The organism is Erwinia artemisiae (assembly GCF_051400835.1).
Lineage (GTDB): Bacteria > Pseudomonadota > Gammaproteobacteria > Enterobacterales > Enterobacteriaceae > Erwinia > Erwinia aeris.
On the sequence record NZ_JBLFFM010000010.1, the window covers coordinates 100,856 to 123,179 of the forward strand.

Annotated in this window: 25 protein-coding genes; 13 read left to right on the plus strand and 12 right to left on the minus strand. The window is 50.1% G+C overall.

Annotated features, from left to right (window positions below; genetic code table 11):
- Nucleotides 1-67: 67 nt before the first annotated feature.
- From ACMGEE_RS18700 to ACMGEE_RS18715, 4 genes are read right to left on the minus strand one after another with little or no spacing between them, the layout of a single operon-like run.
- The gene (locus tag ACMGEE_RS18700; protein WP_436830463.1) at nt 68-1,450 is read right to left on the minus strand and encodes a DHA2 family efflux MFS transporter permease subunit; all 1,383 of its coding nucleotides are present in this window, start codon (nt 1,448-1,450) and stop codon (nt 68-70) included.
- 27 nt (nt 1,451-1,477) lie between these two features.
- Nucleotides 1,478-2,458, minus strand: coding sequence for an aminoglycoside phosphotransferase family protein (locus ACMGEE_RS18705; protein ID WP_253455721.1), 981 nt, complete (start codon nt 2,456-2,458; stop codon nt 1,478-1,480).
- Entirely contained in the window at nt 2,455-3,597 is a 1,143-nt protein-coding gene (locus ACMGEE_RS18710) for a hypothetical protein (RefSeq protein WP_253455718.1), read from the minus strand. The genes ACMGEE_RS18705 and ACMGEE_RS18710 overlap by 4 nt, the downstream gene beginning before the upstream one ends.
- Nucleotides 3,598-3,641: 44 nt before the next feature.
- Nucleotides 3,642-5,069: a bifunctional 2-methylcitrate dehydratase/aconitate hydratase gene (locus tag ACMGEE_RS18715; protein ID WP_253455715.1), complete on the minus strand. Its 1,428-nt coding sequence runs from the start codon at nt 5,067-5,069 to the stop codon at nt 3,642-3,644.
- A gap of 545 nt (nt 5,070-5,614) precedes the next feature.
- Between ACMGEE_RS18715 and ACMGEE_RS18720 the strand changes: the two genes are divergently transcribed.
- The 5 genes from ACMGEE_RS18720 (at nt 5,615) to ACMGEE_RS18740 (ending at nt 9,597) form a co-directional block, all read left to right on the plus strand.
- Entirely contained in the window at nt 5,615-6,397 is a 783-nt protein-coding gene (locus ACMGEE_RS18720; protein ID WP_253455713.1) for an alpha/beta fold hydrolase, read from the plus strand.
- A 62-nt stretch (nt 6,398-6,459) separates the two neighbouring features.
- Complete coding sequence (locus tag ACMGEE_RS18725; RefSeq protein WP_253455710.1) at nt 6,460-7,023, plus strand: peptidylprolyl isomerase; 564 nt, start codon at nt 6,460-6,462, stop codon at nt 7,021-7,023.
- Nucleotides 7,024-7,049: 26 nt separating this feature from the next.
- Nucleotides 7,050-7,376: a hypothetical protein gene (locus ACMGEE_RS18730; RefSeq protein WP_301252961.1), complete on the plus strand. Its 327-nt coding sequence runs from the start codon at nt 7,050-7,052 to the stop codon at nt 7,374-7,376.
- A gap of 10 nt (nt 7,377-7,386) precedes the next feature.
- A complete protein-coding gene (locus ACMGEE_RS18735) occupies nt 7,387-8,226 on the plus strand; it encodes an MBL fold metallo-hydrolase (protein WP_253455704.1) in 840 nt (279 codons plus the stop codon).
- A gap of 156 nt (nt 8,227-8,382) precedes the next feature.
- Complete coding sequence (locus tag ACMGEE_RS18740; protein WP_253455702.1) at nt 8,383-9,597, plus strand: acyltransferase family protein; 1,215 nt, start codon at nt 8,383-8,385, stop codon at nt 9,595-9,597.
- Between the two features lie 119 nt (nt 9,598-9,716).
- On the opposite strand, the gene ACMGEE_RS18745 is transcribed toward ACMGEE_RS18740, so the two are convergent.
- The 8 genes from ACMGEE_RS18745 to ACMGEE_RS18780 all read right to left on the minus strand — a co-directional run bounded on the left by ACMGEE_RS18745 (nt 9,717) and on the right by ACMGEE_RS18780 (nt 17,158).
- On the minus strand, nt 9,717-10,604 hold the full coding sequence (locus ACMGEE_RS18745) for a LysR family transcriptional regulator (protein WP_253455699.1): 888 nt from the start codon (nt 10,602-10,604) through the stop codon (nt 9,717-9,719).
- Nucleotides 10,605-10,757: 153 nt separating this feature from the next.
- Nucleotides 10,758-11,336 carry a GNAT family N-acetyltransferase gene (locus ACMGEE_RS18750; protein ID WP_253455696.1) on the minus strand — a complete coding sequence of 193 codons (579 nt, stop codon included), beginning with the start codon at nt 11,334-11,336 and terminating at the stop codon, nt 10,758-10,760.
- Nucleotides 11,336-12,148, minus strand: coding sequence for a sulfite exporter TauE/SafE family protein (locus ACMGEE_RS18755; protein ID WP_253455693.1), 813 nt, complete (start codon nt 12,146-12,148; stop codon nt 11,336-11,338). Before ACMGEE_RS18755 ends, ACMGEE_RS18750 begins: the two co-directional genes overlap by 1 nt.
- A gap of 11 nt (nt 12,149-12,159) precedes the next feature.
- Nucleotides 12,160-13,074, minus strand: coding sequence for a TauD/TfdA family dioxygenase (locus ACMGEE_RS18760; protein ID WP_301252962.1), 915 nt, complete (start codon nt 13,072-13,074; stop codon nt 12,160-12,162).
- 664 nt (nt 13,075-13,738) lie between these two features.
- On the minus strand, nt 13,739-13,957 hold the full coding sequence (locus ACMGEE_RS18765; RefSeq protein WP_301252963.1) for a hypothetical protein: 219 nt from the start codon (nt 13,955-13,957) through the stop codon (nt 13,739-13,741).
- Nucleotides 13,958-13,976: 19 nt separating this feature from the next.
- Entirely contained in the window at nt 13,977-14,357 is a 381-nt protein-coding gene (locus tag ACMGEE_RS18770) for a hypothetical protein (RefSeq protein ID WP_253455684.1), read from the minus strand.
- 1,111 nt (nt 14,358-15,468) lie between these two features.
- Nucleotides 15,469-16,509 carry a phage integrase gene (locus tag ACMGEE_RS18775; protein WP_436830464.1) on the minus strand — a complete coding sequence of 347 codons (1,041 nt, stop codon included), beginning with the start codon at nt 16,507-16,509 and terminating at the stop codon, nt 15,469-15,471.
- Nucleotides 16,510-16,573: 64 nt separating this feature from the next.
- Nucleotides 16,574-17,158 carry a phage repressor protein CI gene (locus ACMGEE_RS18780; protein WP_436830465.1) on the minus strand — a complete coding sequence of 195 codons (585 nt, stop codon included), beginning with the start codon at nt 17,156-17,158 and terminating at the stop codon, nt 16,574-16,576.
- Nucleotides 17,159-17,278: 120 nt separating this feature from the next.
- Between ACMGEE_RS18780 and ACMGEE_RS18785 the strand changes: the two genes are divergently transcribed.
- The 8 genes from ACMGEE_RS18785 to ACMGEE_RS18820 all read left to right on the plus strand — a co-directional run bounded on the left by ACMGEE_RS18785 (nt 17,279) and on the right by ACMGEE_RS18820 (nt 22,307).
- Nucleotides 17,279-17,500: a regulator gene (locus ACMGEE_RS18785; protein WP_253455671.1), complete on the plus strand. Its 222-nt coding sequence runs from the start codon at nt 17,279-17,281 to the stop codon at nt 17,498-17,500.
- Nucleotides 17,501-17,531: 31 nt separating this feature from the next.
- On the plus strand, nt 17,532-18,041 hold the full coding sequence (locus tag ACMGEE_RS18790) for a phage regulatory CII family protein (RefSeq protein ID WP_436830466.1): 510 nt from the start codon (nt 17,532-17,534) through the stop codon (nt 18,039-18,041).
- 14 nt (nt 18,042-18,055) lie between these two features.
- Nucleotides 18,056-18,235 carry a phage filamentation protein Fil family protein gene (locus ACMGEE_RS18795; protein ID WP_436830505.1) on the plus strand — a complete coding sequence of 60 codons (180 nt, stop codon included), beginning with the start codon at nt 18,056-18,058 and terminating at the stop codon, nt 18,233-18,235.
- Entirely contained in the window at nt 18,199-18,540 is a 342-nt protein-coding gene (locus ACMGEE_RS18800) for a DUF5347 domain-containing protein (protein WP_436830467.1), read from the plus strand. The genes ACMGEE_RS18795 and ACMGEE_RS18800 overlap by 37 nt, the downstream gene beginning before the upstream one ends.
- Nucleotides 18,541-18,608: 68 nt before the next feature.
- Entirely contained in the window at nt 18,609-18,836 is a 228-nt protein-coding gene (locus ACMGEE_RS18805) for a DUF2732 family protein (RefSeq protein WP_436830468.1), read from the plus strand.
- Nucleotides 18,836-19,063: a TraR/DksA family transcriptional regulator gene (locus ACMGEE_RS18810; protein ID WP_436830469.1), complete on the plus strand. Its 228-nt coding sequence runs from the start codon at nt 18,836-18,838 to the stop codon at nt 19,061-19,063. Before ACMGEE_RS18805 ends, ACMGEE_RS18810 begins: the two co-directional genes overlap by 1 nt.
- Nucleotides 19,060-20,064, plus strand: coding sequence for a phosphoadenosine phosphosulfate reductase domain-containing protein (locus ACMGEE_RS18815; protein WP_436830470.1), 1,005 nt, complete (start codon nt 19,060-19,062; stop codon nt 20,062-20,064). The genes ACMGEE_RS18810 and ACMGEE_RS18815 overlap by 4 nt, the downstream gene beginning before the upstream one ends.
- Complete coding sequence (locus ACMGEE_RS18820; RefSeq protein WP_436830471.1) at nt 20,061-22,307, plus strand: replication endonuclease; 2,247 nt, start codon at nt 20,061-20,063, stop codon at nt 22,305-22,307. Before ACMGEE_RS18815 ends, ACMGEE_RS18820 begins: the two co-directional genes overlap by 4 nt.
- The last annotated feature ends 17 nt before the right edge of the window (nt 22,308-22,324 follow it).

Sequence of the window (22,324 nt, forward strand, 5' to 3'; positions counted from 1 at the left end):
ATTTTAATCTCCCGCTGAAGCAAGAAAAGGAGATAAAAAAGCCACCTCCTGCGAAGTGGCTCAATCGCTATCGCTGCAGGCGCAGCATGCTGGAAAGTGCCGACAGCGCCGATATCAGGCAGGCCAGTCCAAATACCCAGACGGCGAACCGCATTCCGGCCGGGTCGCTCAATCCGTTAAGCAGGGCAATGACCATCGCCACCAGCGCCGCGCCGATCGACTGGCCGGCGGTTCTCGCCGTTGATAAAACGCCAGAGGCGGTTACCGTACGGTTCGCGGCGACATTGGAAAACATCTCTTTGTTATTCGGCGGCAGGAACAGCCCATAGCCGATCCCGCAAACCGCCACCCGCCACAGGAAATCATTGACCGTGGCGGCTTCCGGCAGCAGCGCCAGCGACCCCAGGCCCAGGCAGAAAATCACCACGCCGACGGTAGAAATTTGCGCCGGATTTAAACGGTTAGAAAGTCTGCCTGCAAGCGGGGCGCAGACGGCTACGGCAATCGGCCATGGCGTAAAGATAAACGCGGCCTCCAGCACGGAATAGTGGAAGGCGTGCTGCAGAACAAACGGCAGCCCGACCAGCGCCATCCCCTGCGCCACAAACATGGAGACGGAAGAGAGCACCGCAAAGGTGTATTGCCGGGAATGGAAGATATCAAAAGGCAGCAGCGGATGTTTTGAACGCCTCTGCGCGTTAACAAAAATGGCGATCAGCACTGCCGATGCGACGCCGCACAGCACGAGCGTGCGGCTATCCCAGCGGCCGATCTGATCGACTGCGACAACCATCAGGCCTAATGCAGTGGCCGACGTTATCGCGCCTCCCCAGTCGAAGCCTTTTTCCTTCTCCGCATCCACGCCCAGAGAGACAAACGAAAACACGATGGCAAGCGCCCCCAGCGGAAGATTGATATAGAACAGCCAGGGCCACGAGAGATAAGAGATGATCAGCCCGCCCAGCGCAGGGCCAATCGCCGTTCCCACCGCAAACGCCAGCGCGTTCAGCCCCAGTATGGTGCCCAGCATGTGCGGCGGAAAGATAACCCGATAAAGTCCCAGCCCGACGCTAATCATAACGGCGTAGCTGATTCCCTGGAGCACCCGCATCGCCACCAGAACGCCAAAGGTTGGGGAGAGGCTGCAGCCCAGCGACGCCAGCGTAAACAGAATCATTCCCGCCGTGTAGAAGCGCCGCTCCCCAATCCTCGAACCCAGCGAGGCGCAAATCAACATCGCCGCCGCGCTGGCAACCTGATAGCCGTTGGTAACCCAGATAACAGAGGCTGAATCCACCTGTAAGGCTGCGGCGATTGAGGGCAGCGAGATATTAACGATGGAGCTGTCGAGCGCCGCCATGATCACACCGATTAAAATAGCCGCTGCCGCCAGATAGCGTCTCGGGGCCTCAAATCCCTGTTCCAGGGTACTGCTGCTTACCAACGACATGCCTTAACATCCTGTAGTGGGTGAAAATTATGCACAGAGACTTTCAGTTTCAACATTCGCCCCTTCGAGGTAAGCCACCAGGCCCAGCATCAGCACTTCTTCCGGGCTGGCTACCATAGGGGAGCGTGGGGCTTTCCAGAGCGTTTTACTGCCGTTGATGCGGATACTTCTCAGGAAGCAGTAGGTGGTGAGCACGTAGAACCGATTCCGCATGCTTTCGCCCATCAGCGGCAGCAGCCCGGCAATGCCTCCCAGCTCCGGGATGGCACCGAGAATGTTGCCGTAGTCGGGCTTCGCCAGCACGAACATCAACGCGTCAGCCATCGGCACCACTTTCACCGCATCCTTCACTTCGGCGGCAAGTTCGTGCCAAAAAGAAAAGGCAAATCGGGAGAAACCGAAAAGCGGATCGAGTCCCCGCACTGAAAAATCGGGATCGATAAAGCGGGTCTGCGCCTGTTCCTCGTTGTAAAGCACGTTGCCAAAGTGAAAATTGAAGTGGGCTTTTTCCACCGATCTGAATTTTTCCGTTCGCGCCAGCTCCAGCGACTTTTCGACGATCTCGCGGGCGGTTCGGTTGCACCTCGCCCCGTTAAGCAGAATCGGCTTATCGAACAGGTCATGGGCGAAACGCGCGCCTTCCCACTCTTCCCGTAGCCTGGCCGGCATATCGTCGAACGTCGCCAGCTGATTATCCAGCTCCATGCCGATGGCTCGCTGAACGTTTTCCAGCGCGTTGATAACAATTGTTCTGCGTTCAGCCAGCGGGCGCCCGTCGTCAAACACGATTTTCGACAGCGGAAGGGCGTCGATCTTTTCCAGAATATAGAACTGCCGTCCGGCGGCCAGCCCGTCGTGCAATACCGGAACCATCAAATCCGGGTAAATATCGTGCAGCGCGCGTATCTGATCGACTTCAGCTTTTAGTTTGCCGTTAAACGTGGCGGAGCTGGCCGTCTTAACGACAAGGCCTGAACTCAACAGATCGACCGTGTGGGAGCGTGTCATTTTTCAATCCCCTGGAAAGTGGCGACGGGCAGGCCAAGCGCGACGCTGCGCGCGACGGAGCGAACGACTGCGCTATAGCCAACCGTATTGTTTACAAATGACTGAACGATAATCTCACTTAAATTCTGCTCTGCCAGCCAGGCCGGACGCAGGATAAGTAGGTGATTCTTGTCGGAAAGGATGGTGGAGCAGCGGCGCTCCCAGGCATAGGCACGGCTGCCCAAAGGCGTCTGGGATGCTCTGACGACGTGCGGATGCGTTTCACTCACGCGCTCGATCGCCGTCTTGATAAGATCGAGACTTAACGCGCCGCTGTCCCGGACGATAAAACGGTTAATCTGATAGCCAGGCGCGTGGACGGGCGCGCGTAGTGAAACGGTATTCACCAGCGGCGCCCAGGGCATAACTTTCTCCTGACTCATGGCGATTTGCGAGAAGCTGGGACGCAGATTGTCGCGTGCGTCCTGCATGCGCCCTTCAAAAGATCGCGTGCCGAGCACGCCGTTAGGCGTATCGGGATGCACAATATCGGTTTCTACCGAAATAATATGCGAGGCATTGCAATGAACGGCTTTCAGCGCCTCGGTCACGACACGTAGCGAGGCATGCATGCCGTTCGTCTGGCAGGAGCCGAGGCAGTACATCCCGGAATCAACCACCCGGCGCTGAATGGTGCCGATCTCATCGCTGGTCAGATCCTCCAGGCAGCCATAAATGCTCGGCAGCTCGTTTGCCTCTGCAACGCCCAGCACCACGTCGGCGAGCTCCAGCATATTACGGGCAACCGGGCTGTTTCTGTCCATATCCAGCTTGCTGGTGGCGATAAAACCGATGTCGAAGCGGCCGCTTTGCGGCGGAAGCTCTTCGGCTAAATTGCCAAAGAAGAAGTGAACTTCGCGACCTTCGATGTTGAGCGTATTGTCGCTAATAATCTCAATACGCGATTGCATGCCGGGTTGCGCCATCGCCAGGCGGGCAATGATGCCGTCAATCGGGCGCAGGTCCGGATAATGCTTATCTAAAGACGGCGGATTGGTCACCACGGTTTGAATAGCGAAGCCATCTTTTGCCGGATCGTTTTGAATCAGCAGGTTTGCGCCGATCTCCGCGCCGCAGCCAACCAGTATTGCTTTTTTCACTTCATCACCTCGAAATAAATTAACGGATGTTGTTTTTATGGGATCTATAGCCATGAGAACATCTTCAGGAAGTCGGTAACGGGCATCGCATCCAGCTTTGATTCAGAAATCAGGGTGTCGGCCAGAACCGACGCACGGTTGCGCAGCGGGCTGTCTGAAAGATTCAGATGGAATTTGGCCAGCAGCGCATCGAAACACTCTCCACGACGACGTACATGGCCGCGCGGATAGTGGATGGTTTCAGCGATCTCTTCCGTCATGCCGCGACACTTCAGGTAAAGCGCATTGGGAATGGCGCGTTTTTCCGGGTCGTAGTAGCTCTCGGTAAAAGCAGGCCGCTCGGTGCAGGTAATTTTCATGCGTAGTGCATCCAGCTGCGGATCGGCGGCGAGCGGTTCGTGAAAATCCTGTACGGTGAGATTTCCGGTCTGCAGCCCAACCGCAATCATGTACTGAAGGCAGTGATCGCGATCGGCGGCGTTTTTAAGCGGCCCTGACTTATCAATAATCTGCATGGCCGGTCGCGTCGTTTCCACGCGGACATATTCAATGCTTTCGGGCGAGAATCCGGCGGCGACTATCCGCTCGCGCAGGTTAATCGCCGCCTCCACTGCGGTCTGCGCATGGTATTCCGCAGGATTGGGAACCTTGAACAGGATATTTTTGATAACAAAGTCGGAGAGGCCGCGTGACAAATTAAAGGGCTTTCCGCGTAAAACCGCATCATCAAATCCCCAACGGCTGGCGGTAAGCGCGGAGGGATAGCCCATTTCGCCGGTCTGAGCGAACAGCGCCAGCTGAAGCCCGCGTGCTGTCGCGTCACCCGCCGCCCAGGATTTACGCGTGCCTGCATTGGGCGCATGCCGGTAGGTTCTGAGAGAATGGCCATCGATAATGGCGTTGGAAAGGGCGCTTAGCGCCTGCGCTTTTGACAGGCCAAGCAGCTGAGCTGAGGCGATCGCCGAGGCCAGCTTGACCAGCACAACATGATCGATGCCCAGCGCGTTAAAGCAGTTAGACAGGCAGAGCACGCCATGGATCTCGTAGGCGCGAATCAGCGTATTTAATACGGCTGCCATATCGGGTTCCTGCTGGCTACCGTCTGTCAGGCTATGCCATGCTGCGGCGGCCAGGATTGCGCCCAGGTTATCGGAGGGATGTCCCCACTCCTGCGCCAGCCAGGTATCGTTATACTCAAGCCAGCGGATCATCGACCCGATTTGAAAGGCAGCCTCAATCGGTCCCAGCTTCAGGGCGGTCCCCATCACCGGAACACCCTCGCTGCTCTTACTGAACTGTGCGCTGCGCATCAGTTTTAAGCAGTCGTCATCGCTGGAGGCGGCAATCGCGCAGCCGACGGAATCCAGCAGACAGAAACGCGCCAGGCGCAAAGTCTCATCATCAAAGGTTGACTGCTCATAGGCATAATCAACCAGTTCAACCATTATTTTATCAAATTCGGCCTGCGCCATAATTTATCCCATACGCTAAAACAGATTTAAAGGAAATCAGCAACGGCGATCCGCTACGGCTATATGCAGAGAATTAAAATAAAGCATTAACCTGTGAGTTATCGCCGGGTCTTGTTCGCCAGATGTTATTTTTCACGTCAGGTAAACGCCAGCGAATAAAATCGAGATCTTCATCGAAAATATGAATATTCTGGCGATATTCTGAAAATGGAAGATGGCTAATGAGATGGGCAGCATTACGAAAAAAATCGGGAGATCGGGCTGAATATTTTTTGATTACTTATATTATCCTGGCAGGAGAAGCTATCCGTTTGGTGCTGTTTAACATCAGCGTCGGTGCGAATTTTCGGGGCGACTCAATAATTTCGATAGCGGTATCGAAATTATCCATTAGGGCAAACGGCCGGATTACCCTATTAATAAGAGCGGCAGCATAGTCCTGCAGCTCAAAAAAATTCACGGATTCCATAAGTAAATATTGCAAATTCAAATAGTGCAAGCGATGGAACCGAAGAGAAAGAAAAAATAAAAATGGGGAGTATTGAATGTTTATTCGGCCGCTTAAAATAACTCAGCATGTAGACGTGCAGGGGCCAGAAAATGCGAAAACGTTGGTACTTCTTCATTCGCTGGGCACGGATTTGCACCTGTGGGATTTGCAAATGCCGCGTTTAACCGAACGCTATCGCGTGGTGCGGCTGGATATTCGAGGCCACGGTTTAAGCGCAATCGACGCGCTGCCATTCTCCATGGCCGATTTGGCCGACGATGTCATCGCCGCGCTGGACCATCTGCACATCACTGAGTTTTCGGTTGCGGGAGTGTCAATTGGTGGAACCATCGCGCAGTGGATCGGATTCAAGATACCTGAGCGTGTACAGGGACTGGTGATTGTCGATACCTCGCTGGTCAATGCCGCTCCGCCTTCACTTTGGCGAGCCAGAGCGGAAGATGTTTTTCACCACGGTGTTGAACATCTTGAAACGGGTATTTTGGGTAAATGGGTCACGCCGAAGTTTATCGACTCGCCCTACGCAGACGGCATGAAGCAGATGCTGCGCCGCACCACGGTTGAAGCCTTCGCCGGCTGTTCTTATGCCATCGCCGATACCGATCTGACCAATATGACTTTTCCACGCGTCAGGGCGGTAGTGGTGAGAGGTGCGGACGATCTGCTCACGCCGCCAGATTATGCGCGACGCCTGGCTGAAAAATGGCACGCAGAGCTGCACACCATACCTGGGGCGGCACACCTGCCCAATTTTGAGCAGCCTGATGCCCTTACGAATGAAATTCTCTCGTTTATTGGTGCCGATAAGCCATCCTGAGGCAGGTTCGGGCTGAGCAAACTATGCCCGGCAAGATCCGGCCGCGCAACTGGAGTAACACTATGAATCGTCGGAAGTTCATTGGCGGTAGCCTGGGCCTGTGTGCCGGGGCGCTGATATTGCCCGGCATGATTAACCGGGCAAATAACCGTCATGATCTCATTGAAATGAAGCTGCACAGTGGAACGGTAACCATAAGCCTGTTTCCCGAGCTGGCTCCTAATCACGTGGATCGCATTAAAACTCTGGTGCAGGCCAGATTCTATGACGGCATGCCGTTCGCGCGAGTTATTGAAGGCTTTATGGCACAAACGGGAGATCCGGTAAAAGAGACTGGCCTGGATTATTTAAGGCTACCGAAACTGGCGGCAGAATTTAACAGCCTGCCGTTTGAACGCGGCACTCTCGGCATGGCCCGATCCAGACATCCGCACAGTGCCAGCCATCAGTTTTTTATCACATCCGCCCGCTCGCGCTTTATGGATCAAAATTACACCGCTTTTGGCAAAGTGACGCGCGGAATGGAACTGATCGATGGGCTTCGCCGTGGATGTTCTGAACTCGGTACGGTGGTCAATCCTGACGTTATAAAAAGCATGAGATTAATCCCACTGAAAGCAGCGTAAATATCCATTCGCAGGAGCGAGGTAAAATGCCCAGTATTACCCTTTATACATCCGCGGCCCATCGCATTAACCACGATGCCTTTGCGGAATTTTCAGCCTCGTTAACTCATATTGCTATGAAGGTATTAAAGGCAAAAGAAAACAATATTCATATTAGTTACCTTACGGCCGAAATAGGTTTTGGTACGCCGGTATACTTTGAAGCAAAGCTAAGGCAGGAAACATTTCGTACCGCGCCGGTACTGGAAGAATTTTTGCATCAGGTTGATGAATTAATTAGGGAGAAAATGGGGGTCGTTGCGAGGATCCGCTGTTTCTCTTATGACGTAAATAACATCTGTGTAAAAAACTAAGGAACAGGCTATGAGTACACTATTTCCCACCCTCGAACTCGGTGATATGTCGATTACTGCGGTGAGCGACGGCTATCTGCAGGTTGACTTTGGCATGCTGGCTAACGTCAACGCAGCAGAGTGCGAAAACATTCAGAATGGCGCACGGGTAAACGGGCTTAACGATGTGCATATCAATACTTTCCTGGTGCGCCGCCAGGGCAAAAATATTCTTATCGATAGCGGAGCCGGCGGCATTAAGGGCTGGGGAGGCGGGCTGGTGGCTAACCTGGCAAAAATGGGGCTGGAGCCGGGAAATATCGACGCGGTGCTGCTGACACATGCGCATCCCGATCATATCGGTGGCCTGCTCAATGCGGAAGGTGAAGCGGTCTTCAGCAATGCCGAACTGGTGATCAATAATGAGGAATATCGCTATCTGGAGGATGACAAAAATTTTGCGGCGGTCGCCGATCGGGTTAAGGGGAATTTCCTGCTGGCGCGCAGCATATTTGAAAAGTATCAGCAGAATTTTCGCCCGTTCGATAAAGGTGAGGTACTGCCCGGTATTTTTGCCATGCCGCTGAAAGGCCACACGCCGGGCCATACGGGCTACAGAATTGAAGGCAGTCAGGAGAGCCTGCTGATTTGGGGCGATATTGTACATTTTCCGCACATTCAATTGCAGAAACCGGAAGTGACGATCGCCTTTGATTACGACGCTCAGATGGCGGCAGAAACTCGTTCTCGCGTGCTCGATATGGTCAGCTCCGATCGCGTTCTTATTGGCGGCATGCATTTCGGAGAATACGGCTTTGGCCATATTGAAAAGGGCAATTCAGGATACGGAGTCGTCAATATTAAAAAATAAAAAAACGTAATGAGCTTCATGCTCTGAAAATAATTGTTTTATCGAATGGCAAGGCAGTATTTATTCAGGCTGCTTTGTCATCGCTGCTTTTTTCTGCATATCGCTATCTTTCAGAATATATTTTGGTATCTCAATACTATCCTTATAGGGAATATAATGAATTCTGCGCTTAATAGAGAAACAGGTGTTAATGCCGCTTGCGGCGAGGTGAATCATTTTAATGACGGTCAATCGCTGGGCCCAGGAGAACTTCCCAGGCTGCCTAAACTTCCCTCATTAACAGGGAGCAGATTCTGGGCCGCCTTTTTAGTTTTTTTATTTCATTCATCGTTGCCAAGCGATCTGGCGCCGTTTGCTGATGCCAACATCCAGCACATCTTTACGGTGATGGTAGGGAAAGCGGGCTGGCTCGGCGTTTCCTACTTCTTCATACTCAGCGGCTTTATCATGGTATGGTCAGCGAAAAATAACGATACGCCTGGCGATTTCTATCTGCGTCGTTTTGCCAAGATCTATCCTACCCACTGCCTCACCTGGGTGATGGCGTTTATTATTGGCGCGACCAGCCTTTATCAATATAAGCTGTGGTCCGTGAACCTGCTGCTGCTGAATACCTGGTTTGATGATGTACATTATTTCTTTGTGGGCAACCGCCCCAGCTGGTCACTGTGCATCGAAGCGATGTTTTACCTCTCCTTTCCTTTCCTCTTCAGGGTCATGAAAGCGATACCGGCAAAATTTGACCTGCCCGGATTAATCGCCGTTACTGCTGCCTCCCTGCTGGTGCAGACCGGCATTTATCTCTGGGTTGAGCCGAACCACATGATGGGCGCATTTCCGATTTCGCAGCAGCATTTTTGGGTGTCATATATTTTTCCCCCGGCGCGTATATTTGAGTTTCTCGCCGGTATGTTTGCCGCCAGGTTGTTGATTAACGGTCGGGCACTGGTGCTGAGTAAAACGGCCTCGCTTGCCATTCTGGCGGCGACTTACGTCGGCTCAATGTATATTCCCTACCAGTTCAGCATGAGCGTGGTATTCATCATTCCTGTTTGCCTGTTGATTATCTCTATGGCTGGCGATGATTTGAAAACCAGAAAGACCGTGCTGAATAATCAGACCTCGGTATGGCTGGGAGAAATATCCTATGCGTTCTATATGGTTCACTTTTTAGTACTGTTCTATTTTTTAAACCTTACGGCGGGAAGAAAATTCAGCCTGCCGGAAGGTATCGCGCTGATCGCCGTTGCGCTGGTGCTCTCCGTTTCGCTGGCGTCATTTATGTACAAGTATTTTGAAGTGCCAGTGATGAAATTGATTCTGGAAAAGTGCCGAACCAAGGCGCTGGTCATTGTGCGTAAGCCTTCATAACTTAAGGCAACGGGATCAACAAACAGCTCGGTTATTCAGGTTGAGAGCATGTAGCAGATTACGGACTTCCTGCTGGCTCAGCAGGAAGTCCGTATGCGCTTTGGCGGAAAGGCCAGGTCTTAATGACCGGGATTGTGCAGACGGGGATCCTGAAAAACGGATGTCATCACGCTTCTGAATTTCGTGCTGTCCAGGTTAGCGCAATCGGCACGGTAAACGAGCTCGATTCTGAAGTCGTTAAACTGGCCGGAGAGCTCATGGATTTTAATTTTGTTCTGTACCTCGCTGCTGATTGAACAGCGCAATACCAGAGAGACGCCTTTACCCGCAGCAACGCTTGAAAACAGCACGGGATAAGAGCCGCACTCGACAATTCGTCTTGGGGTGATACGGCCTTCTTTGAACAAAGTGGTATAGTTGCGGGTCGAGGTTGCACACTTTTTGCTGCTAAGCATAAAAACTTCGTCATCCAGCGTGGAGATATCCGTGATGGTCGGAAAATCCTTTTCTGTAATGATGACCAGCTCGCTGGATAGCAAAGTCGACCGCGTATGCTGCGCATTAGAGAAACCGGCACCAATGATTACTGCATCATATTCATTCTGATCGAAAGCGTTGAGCAGGCTGATAGTATTGCCAATCGACACATCGATGTTCCAGCCCAGATCGTAACCTGAGTCGATCATTGAACTGATCACCCACGCGGGCAGGCATTCGATTATGCCAATACGCATGTTCACCTGGCTGCTTCTGGAGTGGAAGATGTTGCTTTTACAGTCATCCGCGAGGTTCAGTATTTTAACTGCATAGTCGTAGAGTATCTGGCCTTGCGCCGTCAGCGAACAGCCATCGCTTTTCCGGTCGAGCAGGGTGACATCCAGATTATCTTCAAGGCTTCTGATTCGGTGTGAAATGCTCGACTGCACGCGATTCAGACGCTCGGCGGCCTGAGTAATATTTCCTGTCTCCACAACCGTTACGAACGCAAGAAGTTCATTTAACTTCATTTAATACCCCATGCTAAAAACCAAACCATCGGCACAAAACAATTTATAAGGTTTATTAATAAATTTGTCACTTTCTTTTGCTTCTGTGGCCGTACGGACAATTCACTTTCAGACTAAAGCCCTGACGTCGCCAGGGCCGGGTTGAAAAGCTTTTTACTCTGCGGTGTTAATGGCCAGCATATAATATTTATTGCTGTTGAATTCGAAGAAGCCTAAGTCTTCGAAATTATTCCTGTGGTGGAAAGCGTAAGAGCGAGGATTAAGCACATTAACAAAAGTCACGGTGTGCTTATAACGAGAGGCAAAAACCTTACGCTGATGGGCCAGCAATTTCTCGCCAATTCCCTGGCTTCTGTAGGCAACATCAATACAAACAGGCCCGTACTGATAGGAAGTATCGGCGGAAAGCGCCTCGCCATTGAACGAATAATCTTTAAGAATGCTCGCCATATAATCGAACATCGGCCAGGGTTTTAAAAAAAACCATGATGCCCCTAATAACAGGCCAACGACTTTTTTCTCTTTTTCATCGTAAGCAATGGTCACGCCGTTCTCTCTATCGCTTAAATCCTGTAGCTGCTGCTCGGTCATATCGGTAGTAACAAAGCCGTTCTCACGCTGGTCGCTATTCAGATTCTTAACGTGATGCCGCTCCAGCAGCTGTTTAACTCCGGCGATATCATCGTGGGTTGCCAAACGGTAAGTGATATTTTCAGCACAATTTTTCATCATTAAAAACCCGTAAAATATTTAACCAGTAAAGTAATCATCATCACGCCAACGGAAACAAAAAGAACTTTTCTTATTATTTCACCGTTAGTGCGTATCGCGTGCAGGCTGCCAATATGATTGCCCAGCAGACTGGCAACGATCATTGGAATGCCGATAAGATAAGCCATTTTTCCGGCAATGGCGAAAGCCACAAACGCGCCGATATTTGAAGAGAAATTGAATATTTTACTGGTAGCAGAGGCCTGTAAAAGCCCAAACTTATTAATTACCGTCAACGCAATAATAAACAGGCTCCCCGTGCCCGGCCCGAAGAAACCATCATAAAAACCCACGGTAAAGCAAACCAGGAACACGGCCAGAAACGAGGCATTACCTGCAGATTGCGCCGTGGTTTTTACCCTGCCTTTGATGGTGGCGGCCAGTAAGCCGACAGGCAGCAACGCAACGATAACCAGAGATAGCGCCTCAGCAGGTAATAAAAGTATTACCCGGGCACCGACATAGGCGCCAACGAGCGCAGATATCAGACCGGCTGGTACGACACTCCATATTACTGACTTGTTTTTAATAAAGTTTTTTATTGCTGCAATGGTGCCTATGGTACTGACTAATTTTTCCTGACCGAGCGCGAGCTGCGGAGGAAGCCCGGTTAAAATAAAGGCAGGAATAAGAATCAGACCCGCTCCACCGGCAATGGCATCAATATAACCAGCGACAAAAGAGGCTGCGACCAGCAGAATTAAGCCAATAAAAAAATAGTGGGCAATGAGGCTTCCCTCAATAAAAAATGAGGAATTAAATAATTCAGGCATACTTCTTTCCGTTAAATAGTGCGTAAGTGATGAAGGCAGTTTGCAGCGTCAAGCAGCTGACTGTTAAGCGGACGATTGAGTAAACCAAAGACCCGCAGCAGCCATCTGTCCGTGCCGTCAAAACGTGGCTGAAATGCATTTCGGGTATGCATGGTTCTCTGGTTTAAAAAAGTAATGGCATCGCCGGGATTGAGCGGCGCATCAAACCACAGGCTTCGGTCCAGAGTGAGTTCACGCATAATTTTCAGCGCGTTTTCTGCTTCAGGATTCATGCCGCTGGTATTGTGCCAGTCGAAGCGCGAGTACCATACGCCGCTCTCTGCTACAAGAACAGGGACGCCTTCTACAGAAGCATTTCCTTCAAAGCTTGCCGGCCTGTCGACTTTAAAAAACGGCTGCGTCAGAATAAATTTTGTTTCTTCAGACAGAAGGGCGATGACTGAATCCAGCTTCAGTAAACTGGTCCTGACATTATCTTCTTTTCGTAAACAAAGAAGCGTCAGCGTATCGGGACAATTACCTAAGGTTGAAAACGGCGTTTCTCCGGTAATCGGCAGATCGGGATTATCGACGTGCGGATAAAAATCATACTTTCCTCCCTGAGAACTGATTTTATCTTCTGCTTTCATCATCGGACAGACGTGGCGGATTAAATGGCCGTTATTCTCACCCTGATAGACTACGGGCCACAGGCCAGCCTCGAAATGCGCCGATAATAAAGCCCCGTGTAAATCTGAATTTTTACTTTCAACAAGATCTGCATCTGATGGAAAAAGAGGCGTTTTGGTAAGCTCGTCTGCCCTGAATTGCGGCAAAGACCATAATACAAAACACTCTCTTTTTAACCCGGTGGTAAATTCCACGGTACTCATCGGCAGTGCATCACGTATCCTGCCCGCTTTTGTTAAAATTAGTCCATTCTTCATTATTTGAACTGCCAACCTTTCAATAGAAATAGCTCTGATTCAACTAAGATAAAATGCTGATTTGAAGGTGGATATATATTTAACATATGATTAACGTGCGGCAAATGCATAAATAACGTTTATCTAAAAATTGGTTTATTTACATTTAACTACGTTTCTTTACAGTCGAAAGTTCTTGCAGAAGGTGCGCTAACAAATATTTGTTCCGACGTTATGAGAAGGTTTCTGAGGCGCTTTAGCAGCGGGGAAACCCGTATTTGAGATGCTTGTAATGGTGGAGTAGGGCCAGCGATTAGTGGAGTCTTTCGGGGTGTGAGTTTTTTACAGGGCTGTTCCCCACAACAAAATTATTCATCTTTCCGGGGCGGCGTTTTCATGGTGGCAGTGCTCAGCTTTACTAGGCTGTTTCTGCGGTCGGGCAGCCGGTTGCTAATCAAGCTGAGAGTTGAAAAAAGGAGCTACCCGTCTGCTGTATTACACATCTTGTTTCACCGATGAATATAACGATGTTTGCCAGCATCAAAAGGCTGAGGATCTACTTTTCAGGAATGGTGTTATACGCCTTATTAAACATGATGATATTTTCTATGAGCGCATAATACAGCATCTTATAATAATTTTAATAACTGCCCTTACAAGCTAACTTTTAGGGGGCTGGGTATTATTAATACCATTTATTATACCTGACATATACCAAAGAAACGATAATTACCCATAATAAAATAAGAGGTGCGGCATAGCCAGGGATGAAACGTATAAAAACATACACGCCTGCCACAATGATTGCGGCAGGTACCAAATAAAAAATTACTGAAGTAGCCATAATAATGCGCGCTTCATTTGCGTAAAATCTCATACAGCGCATCTGCAATTTTTTCTTCATTGTTATCTTCAGAGTTTACCTAATAGATTATTTCAGATGTTTGGGATTCAATAAGAAAATAAAGCATTTCAATGTTTTCTTTACATAGCGCTTGATAATATGAAGGGTTCTGGAACTTTAGCCTGTTTGCGGCTGATGCAGCTACTTGCGCTTTTGCATAAAGTGTCGCGGCATTCACAAACCACGTTGAAAAAGAATTAACAATTCTTATATGATTTTCTTTGAATTCGGCACTATTAAGTACCAGGTTAGCAATTGTGAAGGACAGAACCAATTTGCTGGCTTTGGTTGATGCATGCTCTGCTGCTTTACCTAACAAATTTTGGATATGAGATGCAAGTTTATAGCTTTTTTCATCTCCAGGTCTTGCTAATGTTTTGCGGAAGTAAATTTCAACCATATCCAGAGCTATATTGTTTCTTCTATATATCTCACTTAAAGAAAAGACTAACCGTTTATCTTCTCTGAATGTATCGCGGCATGAACTACGATAATATTAATTTGGAACAAGGCAAGATCCATAATTAATAATACGCAGCTCACCCAGCTTTATCTTTTCGATAGTAGACATATAATCATCATTGAGGTCATTTAGAGAGTTTGTTAATGCAATAGCTAATTTCTTATTGGCCTGCATCTTCAATTGCAAATAGGTTTGTGATCTACCTTAGATCCTTGTTGTGTTATTCGCCCAATTTTTGATCATATTCACCAACAAGAGCAAGAAAGAAGATGGGAAAAACAAAAAAATTGCTGATTTATGTCTCGACTGTTATTATTTTATTTTTAATTATACCGGAGGTCATTCTTCGTGTATTAACGCCTGAGCAGCTCGCGAGGATGAGTGATTTTACGAGCTTAGGGGGAGCGATGAACCCCTTACTCTCGCTAATAATTTTCCTGGGCCTTTTTTCCGTCGTCTTGGCTTTTCTCACTGTCTCCGCTGTGAGCAAAATCTATCGATCATGGTCACGCCCTGAGAGCAAGTGAAGCATGCATTACCGATAATCACCTTCATCAAAGTTATGCATGCATTGAGTGCATTATTATACATGCATTACTTCCTCTCATTTTTGATATTGCCGACCTGTATTAGCACCGTTTTAATGGCTCGATATGGCTGTATGAAAAATTGATTTACAAAACGGACAGGCGTGACGGGGAGAGCGTTTGCCCGGCCAGACGGAAAGGTGTCGATTTTTTAGTACAATGACAGACAAAGCATGATTGCTCTGATGAAGGGCTCGTGAAAGCGGGATTTTTTGTCGCTAATTTCAGAGGAATGAAAAATACATCGCCATTTCATCGCCACTCAAAAAACACAAACAAAAAAGCCACCCATAAAGGGTGGCTTAACTGCATGATTTTCATCATTAAATCTGGTGGCCCCTGCTGGACTTGAACCAGCGACCAAGCGATTATGAGAACTATCAGGCGCTATATAAAAACAATAACTTATATTAAAATCAGTGATTTATAAAGTTAATATAAGGCAATATAGGGCAATAAACCTAATCTTCAGCGACACTTTTGCGACACATTTCCAAAGGGTTGAGCTTAACGGCATCTTCAAAGTGATCGGGCGCAAAATGCGCATAACGCATCGTCATTTTGATATCGGTATGGCCGAGTATTCGCTGCAGTACCAAAATGTTCCCGCCATTCATCATAAAGTGACTGGCGAAGGTATGACGCAGCACGTGCGTCATTTGACCATCAGGCAGCTCAATTCCGGCTCGATCTAAAGCTGAACGGAACGCGTAATAGCAAGGTGTAAAAAGCGCGCCGTTCTTCTTAGGCAATTCTTCGGCCAAAGTTGTGGAAATGGGAATTGTGCGATTCTTCTTTCCTTTGGTTTTGACAAAGGTAATACGCTGCCCTGAAACCTGCGAACGTTTCAGTCCTTCCGCCTCGCTCCATCGCGCGCCAGTCGCCAGGCATAGCTTAACGATCATCAGCAGGTCTTTCGCTGAACTTGCTTCGCATGCGTTTAATAACAATGCGATTTGCTCTGCAGTCAGGTAAGCCATTTCGCTTTCATCGACGCGAAAATGGCGGACGTTCTCGAGGGGATTCGGTAACGTCCATTCGCCTAACCTTTTAAGTTCATTAAATACGGCAAGAAAATAAGCCAGTTCCAGATTCAAGGTTCGCGGCGCGACCTTACTTATTCGCTTAGTGCGAGCGAAATGACCTTCAAGCCGTTTAGCTCGATAGGAAGTGAAAAGCTGTGCATTGAATTCTGCTGCAAGCGGAAAGCCCATACATTCACACGCCCATGTCATAGCGGCCTTACGCTTTTCACCATCTTTGAGCGTAATACCGTGACGGCTAAACCAAAGTTCTACCAGGTCAGTTAAGCGTCGCGTTTCTTTCGCTTCACCCAACCAAGGAGCCGCTTCTATTTTCTCAAGCGTATAGCTTTCAAACGCCAGGGCTTCGCCTTTGGTCGCAAACTTCTTGCGGACGCGCTTACCTTCTTTTCCGCTGCTACGGTCAATAGTGTAGAAATCAGCGATCCATTGACCGTTGGGGAGCTTCCTGACTGGCATAATTAGTTATTCAATACCCATTGTTTCTGTTGTCTGTATACAGCCTGACCTGGCCAATTTTGAGCTAGCTTATCGTCAGAGCAACGCGGCCGATGATATTAATTTCATCAAGTGAGCAGTCGAAAGATGCCCCTGCGCCAACACCGGACACGCGCACTTTTTTCACAGGAATTCGTGTAAGTACTCTTACACTGGTTTTACCTTCAATCTCAATCAACCAGCTGTTGTCGTAAATTTCACCAAAATCTTTATCGATAATGTATTGAGTTAGGCCTTCCACCACGCAGACAGGATTTTTTGGTAAGGCCTTTCCTGGTAGGAATACGTTCTTATCAATCATAAAACTGCCGTCATCGAAAAGCTGTCCATCCACAATTTTGTGGCGCGGAAAACTCAACACATCCAGCTCGCCGTCGCTTTGCTTAAGTCCCTGGCCCGTAACCAGCCATTCCAGCGTCGCACCTGTTTCCGCCATACATCTCACCACAACATCAGCAGGGAAAAAGTCACGCTTATAACGATTGGCGAGACTACTACTTGCGATCCCAAGGTGGTCGGCCAGAGCAAGTTTTGTACTAAAACCGTACGCTTCGATAACCCGATCCAGTACCGCAGCTCCGCCCTGAGTGAAGTTAATTTGTAGGTTCACGAAAGTTTGACCTTGCAAGTTTTCACGAAGTGAGTTTAAACTTCGTTTTGTAGGTTTAAGGAAGTATTAACGCTTATTGCCCGATATTGACCTATCGGATTAACCAACGGAGTTTGCCCCATGCGTCCCAACATTACAATTGTGATACCTGAACCTTATCTGCCGCTGGATGAGTACTGCCGCAGGACAGGCACCAACAAAGAGACAGCTAAGAACCTGATTGAATATGGAAAACTGCCTATCAAGGCTAAAGGAAAACAGAAAAAGGCTTTAGTCGAAGTGAACATGGCGGCGCTGACTATTCAGGCGCTAAGTGAATGCAACGTCTCACTTCAGGCGTGAAAAGATCGTATCAGCTAGGATGAAGCGAATCATGTTTGATTATCAGGTTTCCATACAACCGCACTTCGATAACGCCTGTCAGGCTTTTGCCAGCCGCCATAACATTCGTGAGCTGGCCGACAGGTTGGGGATGAATCACCAGACATTGCGTAACAAGCTGAACCCGGAGCAGGTGCATCAGCTTACAGCGATGGAGATAGCGGCGATTACCGACGTTACCGAGGACGCAACACTAATCGACGGTCTGCTGGCACAAATGAAATGCATGCCAGCGGTGCCGGTTAATGAGGCAAAAGCTGAACGCATGACGCATTACGTTTTGCAGGCAACGTCGGAAATAGGGAAGGTGGCCGCTGTTGCCGTGTCGGGCCAGAAAATGACGCCTTCCTGTAAAAGCGCATTTATGGAAAACATCAATGCGGGTATCCGTTGCCTGTCGCTGATCGGTTTAAGCGTTCACGCTCGGGTGCATTCTAATCCCGCCCTGGCTAACACCGTTGATGCAATTAGCGGCCTCGGTGCCTCCATCGGCCTGAGTTAATTATGACGATCTCAATGGCTGCGCTACTGAAGCGCCGAAGCCCGCTGCCCGCTTACGGTCATGGCTGGATTATAACTAAAGAAGGCCAGCGCTGGCACCCGACATTAAGCAAGCAGCAACCCGCCGTAAGTTTGGTAGTAAGCAAAAGAGGTAAATCATGGCTATCGAAGCTGAAGCAGCACTGGCTGAAATAAAAACGGGCGCGAGAGTGGCCGGACTGAATCACGTTGCCGAGCTGCGCTCTAAATTTTGGGGCAACGACTGCGGAAAAGATATCACCCGCTTTTTTGATGAAATACGCGATACCACTGACCGGAACTATCAGGAAAACAAGCGAGCATTAAGCGCCATTTTCTATCTGGCGAATATCAGGACTGAGCGGCACGAGCTTGATTTCAGTGAGCTGACCACTGATGAAAGAAGCGCGCTTATTCGTGCGATGAACCATTTTCGTGCAGTTGTAAGCTTATTTCCCAAGAGAATGACTCTGCCCAATTAATCACCTTTTTTAAATAAATGACGTCAACCCGTCGGGCATCCTTTTGCCCGCATTCAGGAAAAATAGAAATGAGAAATATCGAAACCCGCAATTTTGACAGCGAAACAGAGGCGCTGACCGCGCTGCTGAATAAGGCCCGCATTGAAGAGCGTAAAGACCGTGCGCTGGCTGTTTCCGATCGCCTGGTCGAGCTGGCTGTGCATATTCATCAGCAGGAACTAAATAGCATCGAAGCCGCCGAACTTATCCGCCGTGAGGCTGAGCGTTACACCAATGAATCACAGGAGCTGCACTGATGGCTGACTCAATGGATCTGGTGCAGCTTCGTACTGAAGAAATGCTGGCGCGTAATATCGCCCAGGTAATTTACCGCCCGGTAACGGTCAGCGCCTCTTTCTGCGAAGACTGCGATGCGCCCATCCCTGAAGCGCGCCGCCGCGCCGTTCAAGGCGTTACCCGCTGCGTGACCTGTCAGGAAATGGCGGAACGCGTCAACGCTCAGTTTAACGGCGGTACAGCATGATCGATGCCCGTTGTTTCACACCCGGTGTAATGAATCTTGTGACCGTGTCAGGTGGTAAGGACAGTCTGGCTGACTGGCTGCTTGCTATTGAATCCGGCGTTGAATTCCAGGCGGCACATGCTGACACCGGTCATGAGCACCCTGAAACAGTTGAGTATCTTAATTACCTTGAATCAAAGCTCGGGCCATTGCGGCGTGTCCGGGCTGATTTCACACAGCGTATCGCTGACAAAAGAATTTTCGTAAAGGATAAATGGCCGACTTTACTGGTCAGGGATTTAAGTTTTACAGAGGAGGAAGCGACCCGAACGGTACGCCGCGCCCTGAATGCCCTGAAGCCTACCGGCATTCCTTTTCTTGATTTATGCATCTGGAAAGGCACATTCCCGTCAAGCCAGCGCAGGTTCTGCTCTTTCGAACTCAAACAAATCCCAATGCAGGAACAGGTAGTTAACAGGCTGATTGCTGCAGGAAAGCACGTCATTACGTGGCAGGGCGTGCGTGCGCAGGAATCAGCAAGCCGGGCTGCGCTTCCCGAGTGGGAGGAAGGCTTTGATCTCGGCCCTGGATTGTCTCTTTACCGGCCCATTCTCAAATGGACGCATGATGATGTCTTTGCTCTGGCAAAGCGTCACGGGATCAAGCCTAACCCGCTTTACCAGCAGGGCTGCAGCCGTGTCGGCTGTATGCCGTGCGTAAACGTGAATAAAGCCGAACTGGCAGAAATTTTCACCCGCTGGCCTGAAGAGGTAAGTCGTGTAGCCGAGTGGGAAAGGATCGTGGCTCAGTGCTCACGCCGTGGTAATGCCGCGTTTTTTCATTCAGGCATGGATCCGGTAAAGGCAGAAACGAACAGCCGCAAGGTAACGCTGGCCTCGCATGGCATCGAAACTTATCGCGACTGGGCGCTGACCACGCGTGGGGGACGTCAGTTCGACATGCTGGCAGCAATGGATAACAAATCCGTTTGCAGCAGCGTGTATCTGGGGGTGTGTGAGTGATACAGGAATATGCTTACCCGTGGAACGCTCCACGGGAAGCTATCGCCAGCCCTTACCGCACCTATAAAGAGGAGCACAGCCGCAGTCAGATGATTGCGGCTTTGTCACATGCGCAAGATTTACTGGAAAAGCAGCCGATACTCGTGCAGCTCGATGTAAAGCGCCGCACCGGTGAGCTGGAGAAAACGCACGGTACAGCCCGTGCCAATGCGTACTTAACGAAAACATTTGTTGAGCGCACATTGCCACGCGTTGAAAGCGTTAGCTCGCAGTATCGCCTCGGCGAAATGAATAACGGTACCTTTACGCTGTTGACCGGCAACGCCATTGATAAAACAGGCGCAGCCGGTGCGGTGGGTATGCTGTGGGAACTGATGAATCGCTTTAACCACCTGCCGGATCTGGCCCGCGCCGACGTGGATTTGCTGGCCGGTGATATCGCCAGCTTTATCCTGGCGGAAATGGTACAGGCGCACGGCCAGTCTGAGGATGAATCGGACTACCTATACACGCACCGCGTTTACATGACGGCTGCAACCATCACCCGCGAGCTGAAGCAGACCCCGCCGCTGTGGGAGAAAGTTACCTCGCGTATTTTCTGCCCGGAAGATGTGACGCCCGCCATTATGCGTATGCAGACTGAAAAATGGTGGAAAGGTCGCCTGCGCCGCGTGGCCGCCTCATGGCGTGAACACCTGCAAATAGCGCTCGCCAACGTCAGCAAAAAACACACGCCTTACGCCAGCACCATGACCGTAAACGAGTGGCGCGAGCAGAAACGCCGCACGCGTGAATTTCTGAAAGGCATGGAGCTGGAAGACGAGGAAGGCAACCGCATCAGCCTGATTGAAAAATACGACGGCAGCGTGGCAAACCCGGCGATCCGTCGCTGCGAGCTGATGACCCGCATTCGTGGCTTTGAAAATATCTGCAACGATATGGGCTTTGTTGGCGATTTCTACACGCTGACCGCGCCTGCCCGCTATCACGCCACAATCAAAACAGGCTATCGCAACCGCAAATGGAGCGGGGCCAGTCCGGCGGAAACGCAGCGCTATCTCTGCAACGTCTGGCAGAAAGTCCGCGCCAAACTGCACCGGGAAGAAATTCGCATCTTCGGGATCCGCGTGGCCGAGCCGCATCATGACGGTACACCGCACTGGCATATGCTGATGTTTATGCGCCCGGAAGATGTACAGCGCGTGCGTCAGGTGATCCGCGATTATGCGTATCAGCAGGACAGCTACGAGCTGACCACGGACAAAGCCAGAAAGGCCCGCTTTCATGCTGAGGCTATCGATCCGGAGAAAGGCAGCGCGACCGGCTATGTGGCTAAGTACATCTCCAAAAACATCGATGGCTACGCGCTCGACGGCGAGCTGGACGACGAAAGCGACAAAGAGCTGAAGGAAACCGCGCCCGCCGTGTCTGCCTGGGCGGCGCGCTGGCACATCCGCCAGTTTCAGTTTGTGGGCGGTGCGCCGGTAACGGTTTATCGTGAATTGCGCCGCATGACTGACAGCGAAACGGCGCAGGGCTTAAGCGTTGAGTTTGCCGCCGCGCACGATGCTGCAGACGCGGGCGACTGGGCGGAATATGTCAACGCCCAGGGCGGCCCGTTCGTGAAGCGTAACGAGTTGGCCGTGCGCACCTGGTATCAGGCAAGCGAAGACGGCAACGAGTACGGCGAGGAAACCGTGCGCATCAAGGGTGTTTACGCCACGTCAGTTGGCGAAGACACCCCAATTTTAACCCGCCTCGCACAGTGGAAGATTGTGCCAAAGCGCGCCGTTGACCTGGCCGTTGATTTTAAGGACGCGTCCGCGTCCTCTCGGAGTTCTGTCAATAACTGTACGGGAGGTTTGAGATCGCAGGATTCGAAACTGCCGGAAAGCATTGGTGATCGTGACCTTTCAGCGTTAACCCGTAAGGAACGCCGGAGGCTGTTAGCCAGGGTAAGGGCTGATATACCGGAAAAGAGGCATCGTCAGCTACGCCGCTCTGACAAAACAGAAGCAGCGTGTGACAACGTGATCGGCCAGGTACGCGATATTACCCGCGAAACCATCAGCCGGGCAGTCGCCGTGCGCCTTATTAGCGGTACAGAAACCAAAATCAACGGGCAATGGTTCCGCAGCTCTGCCGGTGGTGAATTATTTAGGCCGAAAAAGCGTATTGATGCTGAAAGCCTGTTAAGCAGATTCAACCGCTTGGCGGATAAAAACGCCAAATCACATCTATAGAATAAAAAGCTATTTTA